Annotated in this window: 1 protein-coding gene; it reads left to right on the top strand. The window is 72.1% G+C overall.

Annotation, left to right across the window (positions count from 1 at the left end; genetic code table 11):
* Nucleotides 1-23526, top strand: a 23526-nt coding sequence (locus D7X32_RS31385; RefSeq protein ID WP_120606253.1) for a non-ribosomal peptide synthase/polyketide synthase, incomplete at both ends; no start/stop codon positions are given.

The following is a 23526-nucleotide window of genomic DNA, read 5'->3' on the forward strand; positions in this document are numbered from 1 at the left end:
CGGACGCGGCGGTGGGGGCCATCCGTCAGCGGCTGGCGGAGTCGCACGAAGTGCAGGCGCACGCGGTGGTGCTCATCGAGCCGGGCAGTCTGCCGAAGACGTCCAGCGGCAAGGTGCAGCGGCACGCATGCCGCACGGCGTTCCTGACCGGGACGTTGCAGGAGGTGATGGCATGGCGGGCGGAACCGCAGGAGGTTCGGAGTTCGTCATCCGATGCTCCCCTTCCCTCCGCATCCATTGGTGCCGCTGAGGTCTCAGGCTCCGGCACGGCCGGATCCATCACCGCGCCGGACGTCGGATCATCCGGGCCGTTGGCTTCGTCGGGGCTGTCAGCGAGTCATGGTGCTGGAGCACGCGAGAAGTTGTCCGGCTCCGCATCGCACGCCCCCGTGGGCCTGGGCGCGAAGCCGGACTCTGAAGCGCTGGTGGCGTGGCTGCGCGACACGGTGGCCCGTCACGTGCGCATGCGCAGTGAGGACATCCACGTCGATGCTCCGGTGACGCGCTACGGGTTGGACTCGCTGGGCGCGGTGGACCTGGCGCACGCGGTGGGCACGGGTACCGGGCTGACGGTGCCCATGGAGTGGTTGCTCCAGGGACCGAGCATCACGTCACTGGCGCAGCGGCTGACGTCCCTCCGCGACACGGGAGGCACCGCGCCCCAGCGTCGGACCGTGGGCGGCGACCGTGTGGCGTCCTCCTCGCAGGCCCGGTTGTTCTTCCTGTCGAAGTACGCCCCCGGAGACGTGAGCTACAACCTGCCCGCCGCCGTGCGCCTGGAGGGCGTGCTGGACGTGGCCGCGCTGGAGGGCAGCCTCGTGGCGCTCGCGGCCCGGCATGAAGGCCTGCGGACGTCCTTCCGGGAAGACCCGGGGCAGCCCCGGCAGGTCATCGCGGCGGACGCGTCCCTGCCGCTGGCCCGCGTGTCGCTGGAGTCCCTGCCCGCTGCATCGCGCGAGGCCGAGGCGCTCCGCCTGGCCCACGAAGGGGCCCGCCGCCCATTCGACCTGGAACGTGGACCACTGGTGCGCGCCACGCTCCTCACGCTGGATGCGCGGACCCACGTGCTGGTGCTCGTCATGCACCATGCCGTGTCGGACGCCACCTCCATGGCCGTGCTGGTGCGCGAGGTGTCCGCCCTCTACACCGCGCTGCGGGAGGACCGCCCGTCGCCCCTCCCCGCCCTGCCCCTGGATTACACCGACGCCGCCGACTGGCAGCGGGAGGCACTGGACGGCGTCGCGCTGGAGTCGCGGCTGGACTTCTGGCGGACGCAGCTCACCGGTGCCCCCCAACTGCTGGAGCTGGCCACGGACCGGCCTCGTCCCGCCCGGCGTGGGTCGGCGGGTGCTCGGGTCCCGGTGGTGCTGGACGCGGGCCTCGCGGCGTCGGTCCGGTCGCTGGCGGAGCGTGAAGGTGTCACGCCGTTCATGGTCCTGCTCGCGGCCTTCCAGACCGTGCTCGCCCGCCGCTCGGGCCAGGATGACGTCAGCGTGGGCACGGCCATCGCGGGCCGTCAGCGCGCGGAGTTCCAGGGACTCGTCGGCCTCTTCGTCAACTCGCTGGTCCTGCGCACGCGGCTTTCGGGCGCCCCTTCGTTCCGGGAGCTGCTGGGCCGCGTGCGTGAGACGGCGCTGGGTGCGTATGCGCACCAGGACGTGCCCTTCGAACGGGTGGTGGAGGCGCTCCGGCCTCCTCGCGAGTTGGGGCACACGCCGCTGTTCCAGGTGATGTTCAACCTCCAGGGCGCACGCGTGGACGCGCCCGTCCTGCCGGGCCTCCAGTCCCGCCTCATGGACGTGCACACCGGCACGTCCATGTTCGACCTCACGCTGTCGCTGGCGGAGTCCTCCCAGGGCTTCGAGGGCTGGCTGGAGTACGCCACGGAGCTGTTCGACGCCGGCACCGCGGCGCGGCTGGCCGGCCACTTCCACGTGCTGCTGGAGGCCGCCCTCGCGGCCCCGGAGACGTCCATCCTCCAGCTGCCGTGGATGACCGCGGACGAGCGCCACCAGGTGCTCACCGCATGGAATGACACGGCCCGCGAGTACCCCTCTGACCGCAGCATCCCCGAGCACTTCGCGCTCCAGGTCGCCCGGACTCCGGACGCCATCGCCGTGGAGGATGGGGACGTCCGCCTGACGTACGCGCAGCTGGAGGCGCGGGCCAATCCGCTCGCGCACTTCCTCCGGGCCCGGGGCGTGGGCCCGGACGTGCCGGTGGCGGTGTGCATGGAGCGCTCCGTGGACTTCGTCGTCACGGTGCTCGCCATCCTCAAGGCGGGCGGCGCCTATGTCCCGCTGGACGCGTCGTACCCCGCGCAGCGGCTGGCCTTCATGATGGAGGACGCCCGGCCCCGGATGCTGCTCACCACGCTCGCACTGCGTGAACGGCTGCAGGTGCCCGACGCGACCCTGCCCTGCCTCTTCGTGGATGCGCTGGTGCTCGACGACCAGCCCCTCACTGCGCCTGCCGTCAACGTGGGGCCTCGCAACCTGGCCTACGTCATCTTCACCTCCGGCAGCTCCGGGCGTCCCAAGGGGGTGGGCGTCGAGCAGCGCGGTCTACTCCGCCTCGTTCATGCCGAGCCGTATTCCCGCTTCGGCTCACGCGACACGGGGCTGCTCTTCTCACCGTTGTCCTTCGATGGCTCCGTGATGGAGCTGTGGATGATGCTGCTGCACGGTGGCAGGCTCGTCATCTTCCCCGGCCACGTTCCCGCTGGGGACATGGACACGCTCGCACGCGTGGTGGAGCGCCACGCGGTCCGCTTCGTCCATCTGTCGCCGGGGCTCTTCTCGCAGCTCCTGGAGCACCGGCCGGACCTCCTCGGGCGGCTGCGCGAACTGCACGTGGCGGGAGACGTCATCTCCGCCCCGCATGTGCGCCGGGCGGTGGAGCTTCTGGGCCGGCCCGTCACCAACGCCTACGGCCCCAGCGAATGCTCCGTGGCCGCAGCGTTCTTCACGGTGGAGCGGCCGGAGCAGGTGGGCGCGTCGGTGCCCATCGGCGCACCGCTCGCGAACACCACGGCGTACGTTCTGGACGCGCGGCTCCAGCCGGTGCCGGTGGGTGTGCCGGGTGAGCTGTTCCTCGGCGGCGATGGCGTGGTCCGGGGCTACGTGTCGCGGCCCGATATGACGGCGGAGCGCTTCGTGCCGGATGCCTACGGCACGAAGCCCGGCGCACGGCTGTACCGCACGGGCGACCGGGTCCGCTGGCGCGCGGACGGGACGTTGGACTTCCTGGGCCGCACGGATCACCAGGTGAAGGTGCGCGGCTTCCGCATCGAGCTTCCGGAGGTGGAGGCCGCCCTGCGCGAGCTGCCCGACGTGCACGAGGCCGCGGCCGTGGTGCGCGAGGACGTGCCCGGCGACAAGCGGCTGGTCGCCTACGCGATGCCGCGCGCAGGCCAGGTGCTGGAGCCCACGCGGCTTCGCGAGGCCCTGCGCCGCAAGCTCCCCGACTACATGGTGCCGTCCGTGTTCGTGGCGCTCCCCACCCTTCCCCTGAACCCCAGCGGCAAGGTGGACCGCAAGGCCCTGCCCGCCCCGGACGCCGACTCCACCGGGCGGCGCGAGCGCTTCGTGGAGCCCTCCCAAGGGCTGGAGCAACAGATTGCGTCCACGTGGGCTCGCGAGCTGGGCGCGGACCGCGTGGGTTCACAGGACCACCTGTTCAACGACCTGGGGGGCACATCGCTGTCCGTGATGCGGCTCGCGTCGCGCCTGAAGGAGACGCTGGGCCGCGACGTGCCCGTCGTGTGGTTGTTCGAACACCCCACCGTGGAGTCGCTCGCCCAGCGGCTGGAGCACGAGTCGCGGGGACCGGGTGCACCCGCGCTGGCACCCACCGCGCCTGGCCACCGCCCGCGAGAGACGTCGAAGCCCGGCGCGTCCGGCTCCATCGCCATCATCGGCATGGCGGGCCGCTTCCCTGGTGCGATGACGGTGGAGGCGTTCTGGCGGAACCTGCGTGAGGGCGTGGAGTCCATCACCCGCTTCTCACCGGAGGAACTGGAGCACCTGCCCGCCCTGCCCGAGGGCTGGGAGCTGTGGCATCACCCGGCGTTCGTCCCGGCCGCCGGTGTCCTGGAGGACGTGGATCGGTTCGACCACGCCTTCTTCGACATGCCCCTGCGCGAGGCGCAGTTCATGGACCCGCAGCAGCGGCTCTTCCTCCAGACGGCGTGGTCCGCGCTGGAGGACGCGGGCGTGGATCCGGAGCGCTTCCCCGGCGCCATCTCGCTGTACGCGGGTGCCGCAGCCTCCGGGTACGCGGAGGCCGCCCGGCAGGCGATGCCCCTGGACGCGGCGTCCTTCCTGGAGCTGCACGGCACCGCCACGCACGAGAGTCTGGCGACGAAGACGTCCTTCAAGCTGGGCCTCACGGGTGAGAGCACGCTGCTCTACACCGCGTGCTCCACCGGGTTGGTGGCCGTGCACATGGCCTGTCAGAGCCTGCGGGCGGGCCAGTCCGATGTGTCGCTCGCGGGGGCCACCCGGCTGGCGGTGCCGCAGCGCACGGGCTACGTGGCGCAGGAAGGGCTCATCTTCTCCCCGGACGGTCACTGCCGTGCGTTCGACGCGCGAGCCCAGGGGACGCTGCCCGGCAACGGCGTGGGCGCGGTGGTGCTCAAGCGGCTGGAGGACGCGCTCCGGGACGGAGACTCCATCTACGCCGTCATCCGGGGCTCGGCGCTGAACAACGATGGGTGGCACAAGACCGGCTTCACCGCGCCCAGCGTGCAGGGGCAGGCCGCGGTGGTGACCCAGGCCCTGGCGAACGCGGGCGTGGCACCGGAGGCCGTGGGCTACGTGGAGGCCCATGGGACCGCGACACCGCTCGGCGATCCAATTGAAGTGGCGGCGCTGACCCGAGCGTACGGCCTGGGCGCGGAGCACCAGGGCCGCATCGCGCTGGCGTCGCTGAAGACGAACGTGGGCCACCTGGACACGGCCGCGGGCCTGGCGGGGCTGATGAAGGCCGCGCTGTCGCTGCACCACGGGGAGATTCCCCCCAGCCTCCACTTCGAACGGCCCAACCCGCGGATCGACTTCGACGCGAGTCCGTTCTTCGTCAACACCACCTTGCGGCCGTGGCCACGAGGCGAGACGCCTCGCTTCGCCGCGGTCAGCTCCTTTGGCATTGGTGGCACCAATGCCCACGCCATCCTCGAGGAAGCACCCATGCGGCAGAGTGGTTCCACCACGAGGTCCCACCAGCTCGTCGTGCTGTCCGCGCGTTCGCCGGAGGCGCTGGAGGCGGCGGCTCGGAGGTTGGAGGCGCGGGGCATCGGGGACGCGTCGCTGGCGGACCTGGCGTTCACGCACGCCGTGGGTCGCAGGGCGTTCGAGTACCGCCGCGCCGTGGTGGTGAAGGACGCGGAGGATCTGTCGCGGCAGCTCCAGCAGCCGGTGACGCTGGTGAAGCGCCCGGGCAAGGCGCCGCGCGTGGCGTTCGTGTTCTCCGGGCAGGGAGCGCAGCGGCTGGCCATGGGGCGCGAGCTGGCGGAGACGTCGCCCCTGTTCCGCTCGCACCTGGAGGCGTGCCTCGTGTTGCTGGAGGCGCCACTGCGGGCGCGGGTGTCGAAGCTGCTGTCGCCCGAGGCAGGTGCGGAGGCGGAGGCCACGGCGTCGCTCGCGGACACGCGCGTGGCGCTGCCCGCGTTGTTCAGTGTGCAGGTGGCGCTGGCGCGGATGTGGCGGGACCTGGGCGTGACGCCGTACGCGGTGATGGGGCACAGCTTCGGCGAGTACGCGGCGGCGTGCGTCGCGGGGGCGCTGTCCCTGAAGGACGGGATGCGCCTCGCGGTGGCTCGCGGGGAGCTGATGCACCGCATGCGACCGGGCGCGATGCTGGCGGTGGCCCTGCCCGTGGATCGGGTGCGGCCGTTGCTGTCGGGCCGGCTGTCGGTGGCTGCCATCAACGCGCCGGAGCGGTGCGTGGTGTCCGGCCCGGTGGACGAAGTGGAGCGGCTGGAGGCCGAGCTGAAGGAGCGGCATCAGGCGGGCGTCGTGCGGATGCCCGCGCCGCATGCGTTCCATTCCGCGGATGTGGAGCCGTTGATGCCGGAGCTGGCGCGCGTGGTGGGCACGCTGCGCTGGACGGAGCCGACGGTGCGGTACGTGTCCAGCCTCACGGGGACGCTGGCCGGGCCTGGGCAGCTCGTGGCTCCGGACTACTGGACGGAGCAGATGCGCCAGCCGGTGCGCTTCACCCGCGCGGTGCAGACGCTCCAGGACGAAGGCTGCACGGTGCTGTTGGAGGTGGGACCGGGACAGGACGTGACGCCGCTGGTGCGCGCGAACCTGACCAAGGCCGAGGGTGGCTCCCCCGTCCGCGCGCTGGCGTCGCTGCGGGTGGGCGGGAAGACGACGGAGCAGCTGGGCTGGCTCCAGGCCGTGGGCGAGCTGTGGGTCGCGGGTGTGGCGGTGACGTGGAGTGCGTTCTACGCGCACGAGCAGCGCCTGCGGCTGCACCTGCCCACGTATGCCTTCCAGGAGAAGGCGGTCTGGGTGCAACCGAGCGTGCGCGCCACGACGTCCCCCTTCGCGCCTCCGACGGGGAAACCTGTCCAGGCGCCACAGGCTCCGGTCACTCCCGCCAATCGTGTGCCCGAAGCGACGTCCGAGGCGGCCTCCTCGGCCCTGGTCACGGCGTCGGTTCGTGCTCCCCAGGCCATGTCCGCGTTGACGGCCACGGCTCCGGTGCACGGTTCGCATCCGGCGACCGGATCGTCCTCGGACAGGTGGGCCGCGCCCTCGGGTGCGGAACCTGCCTCCCTGGTTGGGGCTGGCGCGTCCGCCCCGTCCCCCGCCGCTGAACCCGTGCCCGCCGCCGCGCCTCCGCCCGGCCGCGAGGACGCGCCTCAAGGAGACGTCGAGGAGCGCGTGGCCGCCCTGTGGCGCGACCGTCTGGGCCTGGAGTTCGTGGGCCGTCATGACGACTTCCTGGAGCTCGGCGGCAACTCGCTGACGGCCGCACAGCTCCTCAACCAGCTCCGCGACGCGTTCGGCGTGAACCTGCCCCTGGCCGCCCTCTTCGAGGCGCCCACCGTGGCCGGCATCGCCGGACGCCTGGAGCCCCTGCTTCGCCAGGCACCGCAGGCCCCCGTCTCCCTGGAGCTTCCGCTGGTGCCCCTGCCCCGCGACGGCGAGCTGCCGCTGTCGTTCGTGCAGGAGCGCGTCTGGCGCCTGGAGCAGCACCTGCCCGGCCTGTCCGCGTACAACCTCCCGTTCGTCCTCCGGCTCGAAGGGGATCTGGACGCGGACGTGATGGAGCGCGGCATCCAGGAGGTCGTCCAGCGCCACGAGTCCCTGCGCACGACCTATGACACCGTGGACGGCCGCCCCGTGCAGCGCTTCCACCCGCGCATGCGCGTGCCCCTCACCCGCGTGGAGCTGCGCGGCCCACTGGAGACGCGCGAACCGGAGGCGCTGCGAATCGCTCGCGAGGACGCCGCCCGGCCGTTCGACCTGGTCAACGGTCCCGTCCTGCGCACCACCCTGATCCGCCTGGACGTGAAGCTGCACCTGCTGGTCGCGAGCATCCACCACATCATCAGCGACACGCTTTCCATCGCGCTGCTCGTCCAGGAGCTGGGCCAGCTCTACGACGCCTTCCTCCAGGGCCGTCCGTCGCCGCTGAAGCCGCTGCCCATCCAGTACGCGGACTTCGGCGCGTGGCAGCGCCGCAGCCTCGCGAACGGCCACCTGGCCGAACAGGATCAGGGCTGGCGGCAGCGGCTGGCCGGAATGCCGCGCCGGTTGGATCTGCCCACCGACCGGCCCCGCTCCAGCGAGCCCCTCATCTCCTCCTCGCGCATGACGGTGGACTTCCCGCCCGCGCTCTCCCGCGAGCTGTTGGCCTTCACCCGCCGCGAGGGCTTCACCGGCTACATGACGGTGCTCGCCGCGTGGCAGACGCTGCTGCACCGCTACTCCGGTCAGACGGATGTCGTCGTCGGCACGCCCATCGCCAACCGCACGCGGCCGGAGTTGCTGCCGCTCATCGGCTATGTGGCGCACTCGGCGGCGTTCCGCACGCGCTTCACCGAAGGCCTCACGTTCCGCGAACTGCTGGCCCAGGTACGCGGCGAGGTCGCCGACGCGCAGACGCGTCCGGACGTGCCCTTCGAATACCTGGTGGAAGCGCTCATCCCGGGCCACGACATCGGCCGGGGACGCATGACGGACTCCGTGTTCGTCTACCACTCGGGTGCGAGCTCCGCGGAGACGCTGGAGCTCATCGGCCTGCGCGGCTCGCTGGTGGAGGTGCCAGGCACGCCGGTGCAATGGGGCTCCACCCTGAGCGACCTCACCCTGGTCCTCTTCGAGTCCCCCACCCGCGTCCACGGCGCGCTGGAGTACGCGGCGGACCTGTTCGATACCGCCACCACGGCGCGGCTCGTGGAGCACTTCCAGGTGCTGCTGGCCGCCGCGCTCGCGCATCCCGACACGCAGGTGGCGCACCTGCCCCTCGCCACCGATGACGACCGCCGCGCCTGGCCCACGCCTCGCGCCACGCAGGGACTTGTCCCCGTGCCCACCCTGCTCGCGGAGCGGCGCGCGCGTCAGGCTGACGCCACCGCTCTGTCCCAGGGGGAGACGCACTGGACCTGGGCGGAGCTGGGTGCTCGTGCGGATGCACTGGCCTCGCGGCTCCAAGCCCTGGGCGTGAAGGATGGGACGCCGGTAGCCGTGTGCCTGCGCACGTCGCCGGAGAAGCTGGCCGCGCTGTGGGCCGTGCTGGGTGCCGGGGGCGCGTGCGTCGCCCTGGGCCCGTCCGAACTGGGACACCTGCCCGTGTACGCGCTCGAAGGCGCCCCGGTTCCGGTGCTCGTCACCACGCGCGCGCTGACGGCTTCCGTGCGCGTGGACGCGTCGCGCGTCATCTACGTGGAGGACGTCCCTGCTTCTGGCGCGGCCCCCTCCATCGTCGCTGATGTGGAACCGCACGCCCTGGCGTGGCTGCTGCCCACGGGCCGGGGCCAGCCCGCGTGGGCCCTGGGCCACCGCGAGCTGTCGGAGTTCTTCACCGGCCTGGACGCGCGGCTGTCCCCGCCGGACGGCGGCGCGTGGCTGTCCGCGAGCGAGGCGTCCTCCGACCGTCCGGAGCTGGAAGCCTTGTGGGCGCTCACGCGTGGCCTGCGAGTGGTGTTCCCGCCGGAGCTGCTCACCGCGCGGCTGGTGAGCCTGGGCGGTGGTGGGCCTCGCGCGAAGGCCATGGACGTGAGCCTCATCTACTTCGCCAACGACGAAGACACGCTCCAGGGCCCCAAGTACGAGCTGTTGCTGGAGGGCGCGAAGTTCGCGGACGCGAATGGCTTCTCCGCGGTGTGGACGCCGGAGCGGCACTTCCATTCGTTCGGCGGTCTGTACCCGCAGCCGGCGGTGGTGGCGGCGGGCCTGGCCACCGTGACGAAGCACCTGCGCCTGCGCTCCGGCAGCGTGGTGCTGCCGCTGCATGATCCGCTGCTCATCGCGGAGCAGTGGTCCGTGGTGGACAACCTGTCCCAGGGCCGCGTGGGCCTGTCCGTGGCCACGGGCTGGCACACGCAGGACTTCACCTTCGCGCCGGGCAACTACGAGAAGCGGCGCGACATCCTCCTGGAGAAGCTCTCCACGCTGCGCGCGCTGTGGCGTGGCGAGCGCTTCAAGCGTCCCGCGGGCGCCGGCAGCACGGCGGAGGTCGGCTTGCGCCCGAAGCCCGTGCAGAAGGAGCTGCCAGTGTGGCTCACCGCCACGGGCAACCCGGAGACCTTCCGCATGGCGGGTGAGCTGGGCGCGGGCGTGCTCACGGGCCTGCTGTCGCACTCGTTGGACGAGCTGAAGCAGAAGGTGGCGCTGTACCGCGACGCGTGGCGCCGCAACGGCCACCCGGGCCGCGGCCACATCACCTGCATGCTGCACACGTACCTGGGCGACGACGAGCAGGAGGTGCTGCGCCAGGTGCGTCAGCCGCTGCTCGGCTACTTCCGCAGCTCGGTGGACATCAGCACGTCGCTGCTCCAGGCGCAGGGCATCACCGACGTCCAGAAGCTGTCCCCGGACGACATCAACGCGGTACTGGAGCGCACCTTCGAGAACCACGCGAAGAACACTGGCCTGCTGGGCACGGTGGACAGCGCGATGCGGCGGCTGCGCGACGTGCGCGCGGCGGACGTGGACGAGGTGGCGGCCCTCATCGACTTCGGTCTGGACACCCCGGTGGTGCTGGAGGGCCTGCGCCGGCTCGCGACGGTGCGCGAGCGCATGGAGGCGGAGGCCGCCGCTCGCCAGGAGCAGGTGTTGGTGGAGGCCGAGGCGGGCGTGGAGGGACTGCTGGAGCTGGCACGTCAGTCCGGCGCGGTGCTGCTGCACACGTCAGCGCGGCTGGCGCGTTCGCTCAGCGAACTGCCCGGAGCGCGCGAGTCGCTGTCCCGCGTGGGCGCCCTGGTGTTGGAAGGCGCGTCGGTGGAGCTGGGCGCGGCGCTGCACCGGGCCGCGGGCGTGGCGGTGTGGCTGTCCGGTGACGCCCAGGAAGGCGCGCTGCTGCCGCGCACGCTGGCGGAGCGCATCCCCGGGAACCTCCAGGCCTGGGTGTTGGACGCGGCCGGTCAGCCCGTACCCGTGGGTGTGGTGGGCGAGCTGGCCCTCGCGGGCGCGGGGCTGCCGTCCGCCCTGTGGCGCGCGAGCGACGAAGAGCACCGCCGCCTGGTGCCGCATCCCCGTGAGGCTTCCGCGAAGCTGTTCCGCACCGGCCGTCACGCCCGCATGCGCGTGGACGGCAGGCTGGAGCCAGTGGCCTCACCGTCGCGGCTTCCCCCTCCGCCCGTGGCGCGTCCCGCCGCGGAGGCCCCTCGACCCGTGGCGCCCTCCGTCGCCCCGGTGTTGGTGGACGTGAACCCGCCGCCCATCCCGCGCGTGGGCCGCGACCGGCCACTGCCCCTGTCCTTCGCGCAGCATCGCCTCTGGTACCTCCAGCAACTGGAGCCCACGAGCAGCGCGTACAACAACCCGGCCATCTTCCGGCTCACGGGCGAACTGGACGGGGCCGCGCTCCAGCGCGCGCTGGACGAGATGGTGATCCGCCACGAGGTGCTGCGCACCACCTACGCCCTGGACGGGGACCACGCGGTACAGGTCATCCACCCGCCTCGCGGCCTGCCGCTCCAGCACTGGGACGTGCCCGGTGACACGCCGGAGGCGCGCGAAGCAGCGATGCGCCGCTTCTTCCAGGAGGCCGTACGCCAGCCGTTCGATCTGGAGAAGGAGGTCGTGCGCGGGGCGCTGTTGCGCATGGGCGCGCAAGAGCACGTGCTGCTCGTCACCTTCCACCACGCGGTGTCCGACGCGTGGTGCACCATGGTCATCGCGCATGAGCTGACGGAGAACTACACCGCGTTCCGCTCGGGCCAGCCGTCGCCGCTGGCGGAGCTGCCGGTGCAGTACGCGGACTACGCCGTGTGGCAGCGCGCGTGGCTGGAAGGCGGCGTGATGGAGGCGCAGGTGTCCTGGTGGAAGGACCACCTGACCGGCGCGCCTCCGTTGGAGCTGCCCACGGACAGGCCGCGCCCGGCGGTCATGTCCTTCGCGGGCGCGCGGTACACCTTCCTCTTGCCGTCGGAGGTGTCCGCGCCGTTGCTCGCGCTGGGCCGCAAGCACGGCGCCACGACCTTCATGGTGTTGATGGCGCTCTTCCAGACGGTGCTGTCGCGCTACTCGGGCCAGGAGGACTTCGTGGTGGGCACGCCCATCGCGGGCCGCACGCGTCCGGAGCTCGAGTGGCTGATGGGGTGCTTCATCAACACCCTGCCCTTCCGTTCGCGGCTGTCTGGCATGCCGTCCTTCGTGGAGCTGCTGGGCCGCGTGCGCACCCAGGCCCTGGAGGCCTACGCGCGCCAGGACGCTCCGTTCGAACGCGTGTTGGACGCGATGGAGCTGCCGCGCGACCTGAGCCGCACCCCGCTGTTCCAGGCGAGCATCAACCTGGTGAACACGCCGGAGGCCAAGGCCCGCCCGGCGGGGCTGGAGCTGACCCCGGTGGAGATCCCGACCGGCACGTCCAAGTTCGACCTGGGCATGGAGGTGGTGGAGGGCCGCGCCGGCTTCAGCTGCAGCCTGGAGTACGCCACCGCCCTCTTCGACGCAGCCACCATGGAGCGCCTGGCCAGGCACATGGTGACCCTGGCGCGCGAGGTGGTGGCCCAGCCCCGGACGCCCGTCGCCCTGCTGCCCCTCATGGACGCGACGGAGCGCCAGCGGGTGCTGCGCTCCTGGAACGACACCTTCCAGGAGGTCCCGAGGGAGGCCGTCCTGCCGGACCTCTTCGCCCGTCAGGCCGCGCTGCGGCCGGACGCGGTGGCGGTGGAGTTCGGGGACGCGCACCTGACGTACGCGCAGTTGGACGCGCGCACGAACCAGTGGGCGCACCTGCTGCGTGAGCGCGGCGTGGGTCCGGACGTCCTGGTGGCGGTGTGCCTGGAGCGATCCCTGGACCTCATCGTCTCCCTGCTCGCCATCCTCAAGGCAGGGGGCGCGTACGTGCCGCTTGACCCGACCTACCCGGCGCCGCGCCTGGCCGCGATGCTGGAGGACGCGCCCGCGAGGCTGGTGCTCACCACGCGGGCGATGCGCGCGGCGGTGCCCCTGCCGGCGGGGATCGAGTCCGTCTTCGTGGAGGAGCTCGGCGCCGCGGACCTCTCCACTGAGCCCGTGGTGTCGGGAGTGCGCTCGCGCCATCTGGCGTACGTGGACTTCACGTCTGGCAGCACCGGGCGCCCCAAGGGCGTCGCGGTGGATCACCGCGCGGTGATGCGCCTGCTGCACCACCCGGCCTTCGTGGACATGTCCGCGAACGAGACGTTCCTCCACATCGCGCCCATCTCCTTCGACCCGGTAACGCTCGAGATCTGGGGGCCGCTGGTTCACGGCGGGCGGCTGGTGGTGTTCCCGTCCACGTCGCCGTCGGACCTGGAGGTGCTGGCGCAGGTCATCCAGCGCCACGGCGTCACTTCGATGATGCTCACCGCGGGTCTCTTCACGCAGGTGGTGGACCTGAAGCCGGAGGCCCTGCGCGGCGTGCGCAGGCTCATCTCGGGCGGCGACGTCATCTCTCCCGTGCACTCGCGCAAGCTGCTGGAGGCGCATCCGGGCCTCACGTTCCTCGCCTGCTACGGACCCACGGAGGCGACGGTGATCGCCGCCGTGCACGAGATGTCGGACCCCGCGCGGGTGGAGACCCCCGTGCCCCTGGGCCAGCCCATCACGTGCACGGACGTGTACGTCCTGGACGCGCACGGGCAGCCGGTGCCTCCGGGTGTCCCCGGCGAGCTGTTCATCGGCGGTGACGGCCTGGCGCGCGGCTACATCTCCCGGCCGGACCTCACCGCGGAGCGCTTCGTCCCCCACCCCTTCGCCTCGCGACCCGGTGAGCGCCTCTACCGCACGGGCGACCTGGCGCGCTGGCGGCCGGACGGGGTGCTGGACTTCCTGGGCCGCACCGACCACCAGGTGAAGGTGCGCGGCTTCCGCGTCGAGCTGGCGGAGGTGGAGTCCGCCCTGTCCGCGCATCCGGACGTGCGCGAGGCCGTGGCCGTGGTGCGCGAGGACGTGCCCGGCGACAAGCGGCTCGTGGCCTACGTCGTCCCCGCGTCCGTCCCCGAGCCGGAGGTGCTGCGCGACTTCATGCGCCAGCGGGTGCCGGACTACATGCTGCCGTCAGTGTTCGTCCCGCTGGACGCACTGCCGCTGACGCTCCAGGACAAGGTGGACCGCAAGGCCCTTCCCGCGCCGAAGGGCCAACGCGCCTCGCGCCGCGAGTTCATCGCACCGCGCACGCGGCGGGAACAGGCGCTGGCGCAGGTGTTGGCGCAAGTGCTGCGCGTGGATCGCGTGGGCCTGGACGACAACTTCTTCGCGCTGGGCGGCGACTCCATCATCAGCCTCCAGGTGGTGGCGAAGGCGCGGCAGGCCGGCGTGCGGTTGCAGGTGAAGGACCTGTTCCAGCACCCCACGCTGGGCGCGCTGGCGGCCGTCGCCAAGGACGGCGAGGCCCCTGTCGCGGAGCAGGGCCCGGTGGTGGGCGAGGTGCCCCTCACGCCCATCCAGGTGGACCTGTTCGAGCGTGAGCCGACGTACCCCCACCACTTCAACCACGCCCTGCTGCTCAAGGCCCGTCAGCCGCTGAAGCCCGACCTGCTCCAGCAGGCGATCCAGGTGCTCGTCACCCACCACGACGCCCTGCGCCTGCGCTACGTGCGCGCGGAGGACAGCACGTGGCGCCAGCAGGGAGTGGCTCCCGGAGACGCGCCCCCCGTGCTCCTCCAGGTGGACCTGTCGATGCTGCCGCAGGAGGCCCGGCCCGCCGCGATGGAGCGGGAGGCCGCGCGCCTCCAGGCGGACTTCGCGCTGGCGACACCGCCGCTGGTGCGCGTGGCGTTGTTCCAGTTCGGTGCCGGCGAGCCGCAGCGCCTGCTGATCATCATCCACCACCTGGTGGTGGACGCGGTGTCCTGGCGCATCCTGGTGGAGGACCTGGAGGCGGCGTACCTCCAGCTCCAGTCCGCCCGCGCCCCGGCGCTGCCCGCGAAGACCACGTCGTTCCAGTCCTGGGCGCGACGGCTGGAGACGCACGCCCTGTCAGAAGCACTGGGAGTGCAGGAGGCTTTCTGGCGGGAAGCGCTGCGCGGTGACGTGGCCCCGCTGCCCGTGGATGGTCCGGGCCCGTACACCTACGCGTCGCGCGCTGCCGTCGCCGTGGAGCTGGACGCGGAGGAGACACGGCAGTTGCTCCAGGAGACGCCCACTGGTTGGCGGGCGCGCATCGACGACGTGCTGCTGACCGCGCTCGCGCGGACGCTGGGAGAATGGACGGGGAAGCCGGACGTCCTCATCGATCTGGAGGGCCACGGCCGCGAGGAGCTGTTCGCGGACGTGGATGTGTCACGCACCGTGGGTTGGTTCACGTCCGTGGCGCCGGCGCTGCTGCGGTTGCCCTCGGGTGGCTCGCTGGGAGATGGGCTGCGCGCCGTGCGGGACTCGCTGAAGGCGTGGCCCGGCCGTGGCATCGGTTTCAACCTGCTGCGCCACCTGGGGCCGCCGGAGACGCGGGCCCGGCTGGCCGCGCTGCCCAGGGCACAGGTGTCGTTCAACTACCTGGGCCAGCTGGACGGCACGGCCGCCGCCAGCACGCTCTTCACGATGAGCGACGAGCCGCTGGGCCCCATCGTGGAGCCCCGGGCCGTGCAGCAGCACGCGCTCGCGGTGGACGGCTCCGTGCTCCAGGGCCGGCTGCGGATGACGTTCGGCTACAGCCATCAGCAGCACCACGAGGCAACGGTGCGAACGCTGGCGGAGCGCTTCCTCCAGACGCTGCGCGAGCTCATCGCCCAGCGCCATTCGGAGGACGCGCGGCGGCGCACGCCCGGCGACTTCCCGCTTGCCCGCCTGTCCCAGACCGCGCTGGACGCGGTGCTCGCGGCGCAGGGCCCCTCGGTGGAGGACGTGTTCCCGCTGTCCCCGCTCCAGGAGGGCATGCTCTTCCATGCCCTGAATGATCCAGAGGCGGCCTACTACTTCGAGCAGGCCGCGTGGTCGATCCACTCGGACGTGGACATCGCGCTGTTCCAGCGGACGTGGCAGACGGCCGTGGACCGCAACCCCGTGCTGCGCACCGCGTTCGTGTGGGAGGGCCTGGAGTCCCCGCTCCAGGTGGTGCACTCGCACGCGACGCTGCCGTTCATCGTCCACGACTGGCGTCACCTTCCGGAGGCGGAGCAGCCGGCCGCGTTGGCGAAGCTCACGGACGACGACCGCGCGCGCGGCTTCGACGTGTCGCGTGCGCCGCTGTCGCGGATGACGGTGGTGCGCCTGGGGGATGCGCGCTGGCGCTTCCTCTGGAGCCACCATCACCTGCTGATGGACGGCTGGAGCATGGGCCTGTTCTTCCAGGAGGTCTTCGCCCTCTACGACGCCGTGCACGCGGGGACGACGCCGCCCTCCGCGGGCCGGCCCCCGTTCCGTGACTACATCGCGTGGCTGGACCGCCGCGACCCGGTGGAGGACGAGCGTTTCTGGCGCGGCCAGCTCGCGGGCCTGTCGGCACCGACTCCCCTCCCCTCGGTGCGGCCTGCGTCCCTGGCGCGGCCCACCACCTCCGCGAAGCGGCCCGACGCAAGGGTGACGCTGCCGGAGGCGGTCACCACCGCGCTGGAGGCCTTCGCGCGGCGGCATCAGCTCACGCTCAACACGCTGGCGCAGGCGGCCTGGGCGCTGGTGCTGGCGCGCCACGCGGACACGCGCGACGTGCTCTTCGGCACCACGCTCGCGGGCCGTCCGCCGGAGCTGCCGGGCGCGGACGCCATGCTGGGCATGCTCATCACCACGCAGCCGGTGCGCATCACGCTGCCCGATGATGGCGAGCCGGTGCTGCCGTGGCTCCAGTCCCTCCAGGCGAAGCTGCTGGGCATCCAGCAGCACCAGTACACGCCGCTGGTCGCGGCGCACGGCTGGAGCGACATCCCCCGGGGACAGCCGCTGTTCCAGTCGCTGCTCGTCTTCGAGAACTACCCGTTCGACGAATCGGTGCTGCGCCGCTTCACCGCGATGGACCTGCGCGACCTGGAGTTTGGCGACAGCACGAACTACCCGCTGGCGGCCACCGTGGTGCCGCGCAGCGAGCTCCAGCTGCAACTGGCCTACGACGCGGGCCGCTTCGACGTGGACGCCGTGCGGCGGGTGCTGGGCCAGTGGCGGCAGGCGCTGGAGGGGCTGCTCCAGCCGGACGCCCGGATCGAGGACGTATCGCTGCTGTCCGCTGGGGACCGGGACTGGCTGCTGCGCACCGGTACTGGCCGCGCAATGGACTTCGAGCGCGACGCCACCCTGCACGCGCGCTTCGAACGGCAGGCCGCCGCGACGCCGGACGCGGACGCAGTGGTGTTCGGGGAAACGACGCTGTCCTTCCGGCAGCTCAACACGCGAGCCAACCAGCTTGCGTGGCACCTGCGGTCGCTGGGCGTGGGCCCCGAGGTGACGGTGGCGCTGTGCCTGGAGCGGTCGGCGGAGACCGTCGTCACGCTGCTGGCGGTGCTCAAGGCCGGCGGCGCCTACGTGCCCCTGGACCCGGCGGCGCCGTCCGCGCGCAAGGCGTTCGTCCTCGAGGATTGTGGCGCATCCGTGCTCGTGACGACGCGGGCGCTGCTGGAAGCGTGGCGCCCGGATGTGCCCCACCTGGTGCAACTGGACGCTGAACCTGTCGGACAGCCGGACAGGTTCGCGGAGAACCCGCCGCCGTCGGCGGGAGCGGGCAACCTCGCCTACGTCATCTACACGTCGGGATCCACGGGCACGCCCAAGGGCGTGATGGTGCGGCACCGCTCGCTGGCGCACCTGCGGCGCGCGATGCACGAGGCGTGTTTCACCGAAGCGTCCCCGGGAATGCGGGTGGCGCTCAACGCGCCGTACTCCTTCGACGTGTCGGTGGGGCAGCTGGTGCTGATGCTGGAGGGCCACTGCCTGTGCGTCGTCCCGGAGGATGTGCGGCAGGATCCGGAGGTGATGCTCGCGTGGTTGGCTCGGCAGCGGGTGGACGTCCTGGACTGCACGCCGTCGCAGTTCAAGCTGCTGCTGGAGGCCGGCTTCCTGGAGCAGGCGCACGTGCCCGCTCATGTCCTCCTCGCCGGTGAGGCGGTGGACGAGGTGACGTGGCGCACGCTCGCGGCGACGCGGCGCACGCAGGCCTTCAACCTCTACGGCCCGACGGAGGTGACGGTGTATGCGACCTGGGAGCGCATCTCAGGCACGGCACACGCCACGCCCGTCATCGGCCGGCCGCTGGCGAACCTGAACACGTACGTGCTGGATGCGCACCAGCGGCTGGCGCCCATGGGAACACCGGGCGAGCTGTGCCTCAGCGGCGAGGGCGTCACGCGCGGCTACCTGGGCCGGCCGGACCTGACGGCCGAACGCTTCGTGCCGGATCCGTTCAGCACGGAGCCCGGCGCGCGCCTCTACCGCACGGGTGACAGGGCCCGCTGGCGCGAGGACGGCACGCTGGAATACCTGGGCCGGTTGGACTTCCAGGTGAAGCTGCGCGGCTACCGCATCGAGCTGGGGGAGATTGAAGCCGCGCTGCGCACGCACCCGGACCTCCGGGACGCGGTGGTGCTGATGCGCGAAGACCGGCTCATCGCCTGGGTCGCGCCCCAGGTGGACACGGCGCCCCTGCGTCAGCACCTCCGGCGGACCCTGCCGGAGTACATGGTCCCCGCCGCGTTCGTGGCGCTGGACGCCCTGCCCCAGACCCCCAACGGCAAGGTGGACCGCAACGCCCTGCCCGCGCCAGAGGCCGCCCCGGCCTCCGAGCGCGTCATCGAACCCCCCTCGACGCCCACGGAGGTGACGCTGGCCGCGCTGTGGAGCGAGGTGCTGCGCGTCCCAGTGGTGGGCCGCCATGACGGCTTCTTCGAGCTGGGAGGCCACTCGCTGCTGGCCACGCAGCTGGTGTCGCGGGTGCGCGCACGCTTCGGCCTGGAGCTGCCCCTGCGGGCCCTGCTTGAGGGCCCCACCGTGGCGGAGCTGGCGCGCCGGATCGACGCGCTCCAACCGTCGCAGCGGCAGGGGATGTCCGCGCTGCCCTCGCTGGTCCGCGCGGAGCGGCCGGACGCGCTGCCGCTGTCGTTCGCGCAGCAGCGCATGTGGTTCGCCGAGCAGCTGGGCACCGCGGGGACCGCCTACAGCCTCCCGCACCTGCTGGATCTGGACGGCTCACTGGACGTCATCGTCCTGCTGGCCGCGTTCGACGAACTGGTGCGGCGCCACGAAGCGCTGCGCACCACCTTCCAGTCGCGGGAAGGCACGCCGTCGCAGGTCATCCACCCGGCGTTCCCCATGTCCCTGCGGCACGCGGATCTGTCCGCGCTCCCGACGCACGAGGCTCGGGAGGCGGAGGCATCGCGGCTGGCCCGGGAGGAGTCCTCCACTCCGTTCGACCTGGAGCAGGGCCCGTTGTTCCGAGGGCTCTTGATGAAGCTCGGGGCCACGAAGCACGTGCTGCTGCTCAACACGCACCACATCATCATGGATGGCTGGTCCACCGGCGTGCTGGTGCGGGAGATGGGCGCGCTCTACGCGGCGTTCGCGGCGGAGCAGCCGTCGCCGTTGCCGGAGCTGACCGTGCAGTTCGCGGACCACGCCCTCTGGCAGCGCGCCTGGTTCCAGGGCGAGGTGCTGGAGTCGCAGGTCGCGTACTGGCGCGACCAGCTGGCCGGTGCCGCCCCCTACCTGGAACTGCCCACGGACCACCCGCGTCCTGTCGGACAGGGGGCCTATCGCGCCGGCTCCCAGGCGCTCGTGCTTTCGCGCGAGCTGAGCGAAGCGGTGGAGGCGTACGCGCGGCAGGCGTCAGCCACGCCGTTCATGGTGCTGCTCGCGGCCTTCCAGCTGCTGCTGCACCGGTACTCCGGACAGGAGGACGTGCTCGTGGGGTCGCCCATCGCGGGCCGTCGCCACGCCGAGTCGGAGTCGCTGATCGGCTACTTCGCGAACACGGTCGTGCTGCGCACCCGTGTGCGCGGGACGCTTTGCTTCCGCGAGCTGCTGGACGCGCTGCGCACCACCACGCTGGGCGCGTACGAGCATCAGGACCTCCCCTTCGAAAAGCTGGTGGAGGTGCTCCAGCCGGAGCGCGACCTGGGCCGCACGCCGCTCTTCCAGGTGACGTTCACGCTCCAGAACGCGCCCATGCCGGAGCTGGCGCTGCCAGGACTGACGCTCAAGGCCCGTGAGGACCTGAAGGAGTCCACCCTCTTCGACCTGCAATGCGTGCTGAACCGGGGACCGGACGGCTTCGAGGGCGTGCTGGGTTACAACCTGGACCTGTTCGACGCGGACACGGTGGCCGGCATGGTGGAGCACCTGCGGGTGCTGCTGGAGTCCGCCCTCCGCGCGCCGGACGCGCGGCTGCCGGAGCTGCCGTGGCTCACGCGGACGGAGCGCCAGCAACTGCTCTCCGACTGGAGCGGCACCGCCCGAGACTTCCCGCGTGACGCATCCGTGGCCGCGCTCTTCGCCGAGCAGGCCGCACGCACCCCGGACGCCACGGCGCTGAAGTCCGGCGCGAAGACGCTCACATACGCGGCCCTGGACCGGGCGTCGAATCAGCTGGCTCGGCACCTGACGCGCCAGGGCGTGCGGCCCGGCCACCGGGTGGGCCTGTGCGTGGAGCGCTCGTTCGGGAGCATCACCGCGCTGCTCGGCATCCTGAAGGCCGGCGCGGCCTACGTGCCGGTGGATCCTCAAGCTCCGGCGGAGCGCATCGCGTGGGTGCTTCGCGAGGCGGGCGTCAGCCTGCTCGTGACGGAGGAGGCTGTCGCCGACGAGCTGCCCGCCATGACGGATCTCCAGGTCCTGCTGGACGCGGACGCGACCACCATCGCCCGGCAGTCGGAAACGGCGTTGGACGTGACGGTGTCCGCGGAGGCGCTGGCCTACGTGATGTTCACGTCGGGCAGCACCGGCCGGCCCAAGGGTGTCAGCGTTCCGCACCGGGGCATCACGCGCCTGGTGCGCGGCGCGGACTTCATCCACTTCGGGCCCGAGGAGGTCTTCCTCCAGCTGGCCCCCATCGCATTCGACGCCTCCACGCTGGAAATCTGGGGCGCGCTGCTGAATGGCGCGACGCTGGTGATCGCCCCCGCGGGCGCGTTGTCGCTCGGGGACACGGGCGCGCTGCTGCGGCGCGAGGGCATCACCACGCTGTGGCTCACCGCCGCCCTCTTCGAGCAGATGGTGCTCCACCAGGGCGACGCGCTGGCCCGGGTGAAGCAGGTGCTGGCGGGTGGCGATGTGCTGCCCGTGGAGCGCGTGCGCGAACACCTGAAGCGACTGCCTCCAGGCGCGGTGCTGGTCAACGGCTACGGCCCCACGGAGAACACCACCTTCTCCGCCACGCACACGCTGCGCGCCGGGGATGCCGTAGGCCGCTCGGTGCCCATCGGCCGGCCGCTGGTGAACTCCACGGCGTGGGTGCTGGACGCGGCGCTCCAGCCCGTGCCACCGGGTGTACCGGGCACGCTGTACGTGGGCGGAGACGGCCTGGCCTGGGGTTACCTCCAGCGCCCGGACCTGACCGCCGAACGCTTCATCCCCCACCCCTTCGCCACTGAACCCGGAGCGCGCCTCTACGACACGGGCGACCGCGTGCGCTGGCGGCGCGATGGGACGTTGGAGTTCCTGGGCCGCACCGACTTCCAGGTGAAGCTGCGCGGCTTCCGCGTGGAGCCGGGCGAAATCGAAGGCGTGCTGCGCCAGTCGCCGGGGGTCGAGGAGGCGGTGGTCGTGGTGCGCGAGGACGTGCCGGGCGACAAGCGCCTCGTGGCCTACGTCGTGTCAGGCGAGGACGACGGCATCGACACGGGCGCGCTGCGGGCGGCCGTGCAGAAGCAGCTGCCGGACTACATGGTGCCCTCGGCCATCGTGGTGCTGCCGAAGCTGCCCCTGAGCCCCAACGGCAAGGTGGACCGCAAGGCCCTGCCCGCGCCGCAGGCCCGCATCGCGGACCCCGCCGCATCCGCCACGCCCCGGAGCGCGCTGGAGAAGGCGCTCGCGGACATCTGGGCGGAGGTGTTGCACCTGGAGACCGTGGACATCCACGGTGACTTCTTCGAGCTGGGAGGCCACTCGCTGCTGGCCACCCAGGTGGTGGCGCGCATCCGCTCGACGCTGGGCCTGGAGCTGCCGCTGGGCGATCTGTTCCGGGCGCCCACGGTGGCGTCGCTGGCGGAGCGTCTGGTGGATGCCCGCCGCACGCAGGCGCCGCCGCTGGTCCGGGTGTCGCGCACGTCCGCGCCGCCGCTGTCGTTCGCGCAGCAGCGGCTGTGGTTCGTCGACCAGTTGGAACCGGGCAGCCCGCTCTACAACATGCCGCTGGCGCTGAGCCTCACCGGCGACCTGGACGTGGAAGCGCTGCGAGGAGGCCTGGACGCGCTGATGGCGCGGCATGAATCCTTGCGGACCACCTTCCGCATGGAGGGCGGCCGGCCGGTCCAGCAGATCCACGCGGAGGGCCAGGTGCCCCTGGAGTTCGTGGACCTGATGGGCCTGGGCAGCCGCGCCGCAAGGCAGGCCGAGGCACGGCGCCGGGGCCACGCTGAATCGCTCCGCTCGTTCGATCTGAAGCGCGGGCCGGTGATCCGCGCCCTGCTGATGAAGCTGGACGCACGTGAGCACCTGCTGGTGCTGCACCTGCACCACATCGTGTCCGACGGCTGGTCGCTGGGCGTCATCGTGCGGGAGCTCACCGCCCTCTACGCGGCGGGGCGCTCGGGTCAGCCCGTGACGCTGCCGGAGCTGCCGGTGCAGTACGCGGACTTCGCCGTCTGGCAGCGTGGCTGGCTCCAGGGCGGCGTGCTGCAAGCGCAGGTGGAGTGGTGGAAGCACCAGTTGTCCGGAGCACCCTTCGTGCTGGACCTGCCCACGGACCGGCCGCGGACGGTCGGCGCTGATCGGCGCGGCGGCCTGATCCGGGTGACGCTGCCGCGTGTCCTGAGCGAGCGCATGGAGGCGCTGGCGCAAGCCGAAGGCGCCACGCCCTTCATGGCGCTCCTGGCGGCGTTCCAGGCCGTGCTGTCGCGAGTGTCCGGCCAGGACGACGTGCTGGTGGGCTCGCCCATCGCGAACCGCCGGCACGCGGAGACGGAGGGCCTCATCGGCTTCTTCGTGAACATGCTGGTGCTGCGCGGACGCTTCGGCGCGCGGACGACGTTCCGTGACATGCTGGCCCAGATGCGCGCCACCACCCTGGGGGCGTATGAGCACCAGGACATCCCCTTCGAGCACCTGGTGGAAGCGCTCCAGCCCGAGCGCGACTTGAGCCGCACGCCGCTGTTCCAGGCGATGTTCGCGCTCCAGAATGCCCCGGTGTCGGAGCTGGCGGTGCCCGGACTCACCGTGGCCCCGGCCCACCTGGAGGGTGACGCCCCGTCGCAGTTCGAGCTGGCCCTGAACCTGAGCCGCTCCGCGGAAGGCTACGAGGGCCACCTGGGCTACGCGGCGGACCTGTTCGACGCGGCCACCATCGAGCGGCTCTTCGTCCAGCTGCGGCGGTTGTTGGAGGCCGTGTGCGACGCGCCGGACCTGCCGCTGGCGGACGTGTCGCTCGTGTCGCCGGAGGAGCTGGCGCGGCTGGTGCGCATGGGCAGCGGTGAGTTGGTGGACTTCGAACGCGACGCCACGTTGCACGGCCTCATTGAGCGACAGGTGGCGCGCACCCCGGACGCCCCGGCCGTCGTGTTCGAGGAGACGGCGCTGACGTACCGGCAGCTCGACACGCGGGCCAACCAGCTCGCGTGGCGGCTGCGCTCCATGGGGGTGGGGCCGGAAGTGCGGGTGGCGCTGTGCCTGGAGCGTTCGGTGGAGGCCATCGTGGCGATCCTCGCGGTGCTCAAGGCCGGTGGCGCCTTCGTCCCGCTGGATCCTTCCGCCCCGGCAGCGCGCAGGGACTTCGTGCTGCGTGACAGCGGAGCGGCCGTGCTCGTCACGA

The organism is Corallococcus carmarthensis, assembly GCF_003611695.1.
In the GTDB taxonomy this organism is placed as follows: domain Bacteria; phylum Myxococcota; class Myxococcia; order Myxococcales; family Myxococcaceae; genus Corallococcus; species Corallococcus carmarthensis.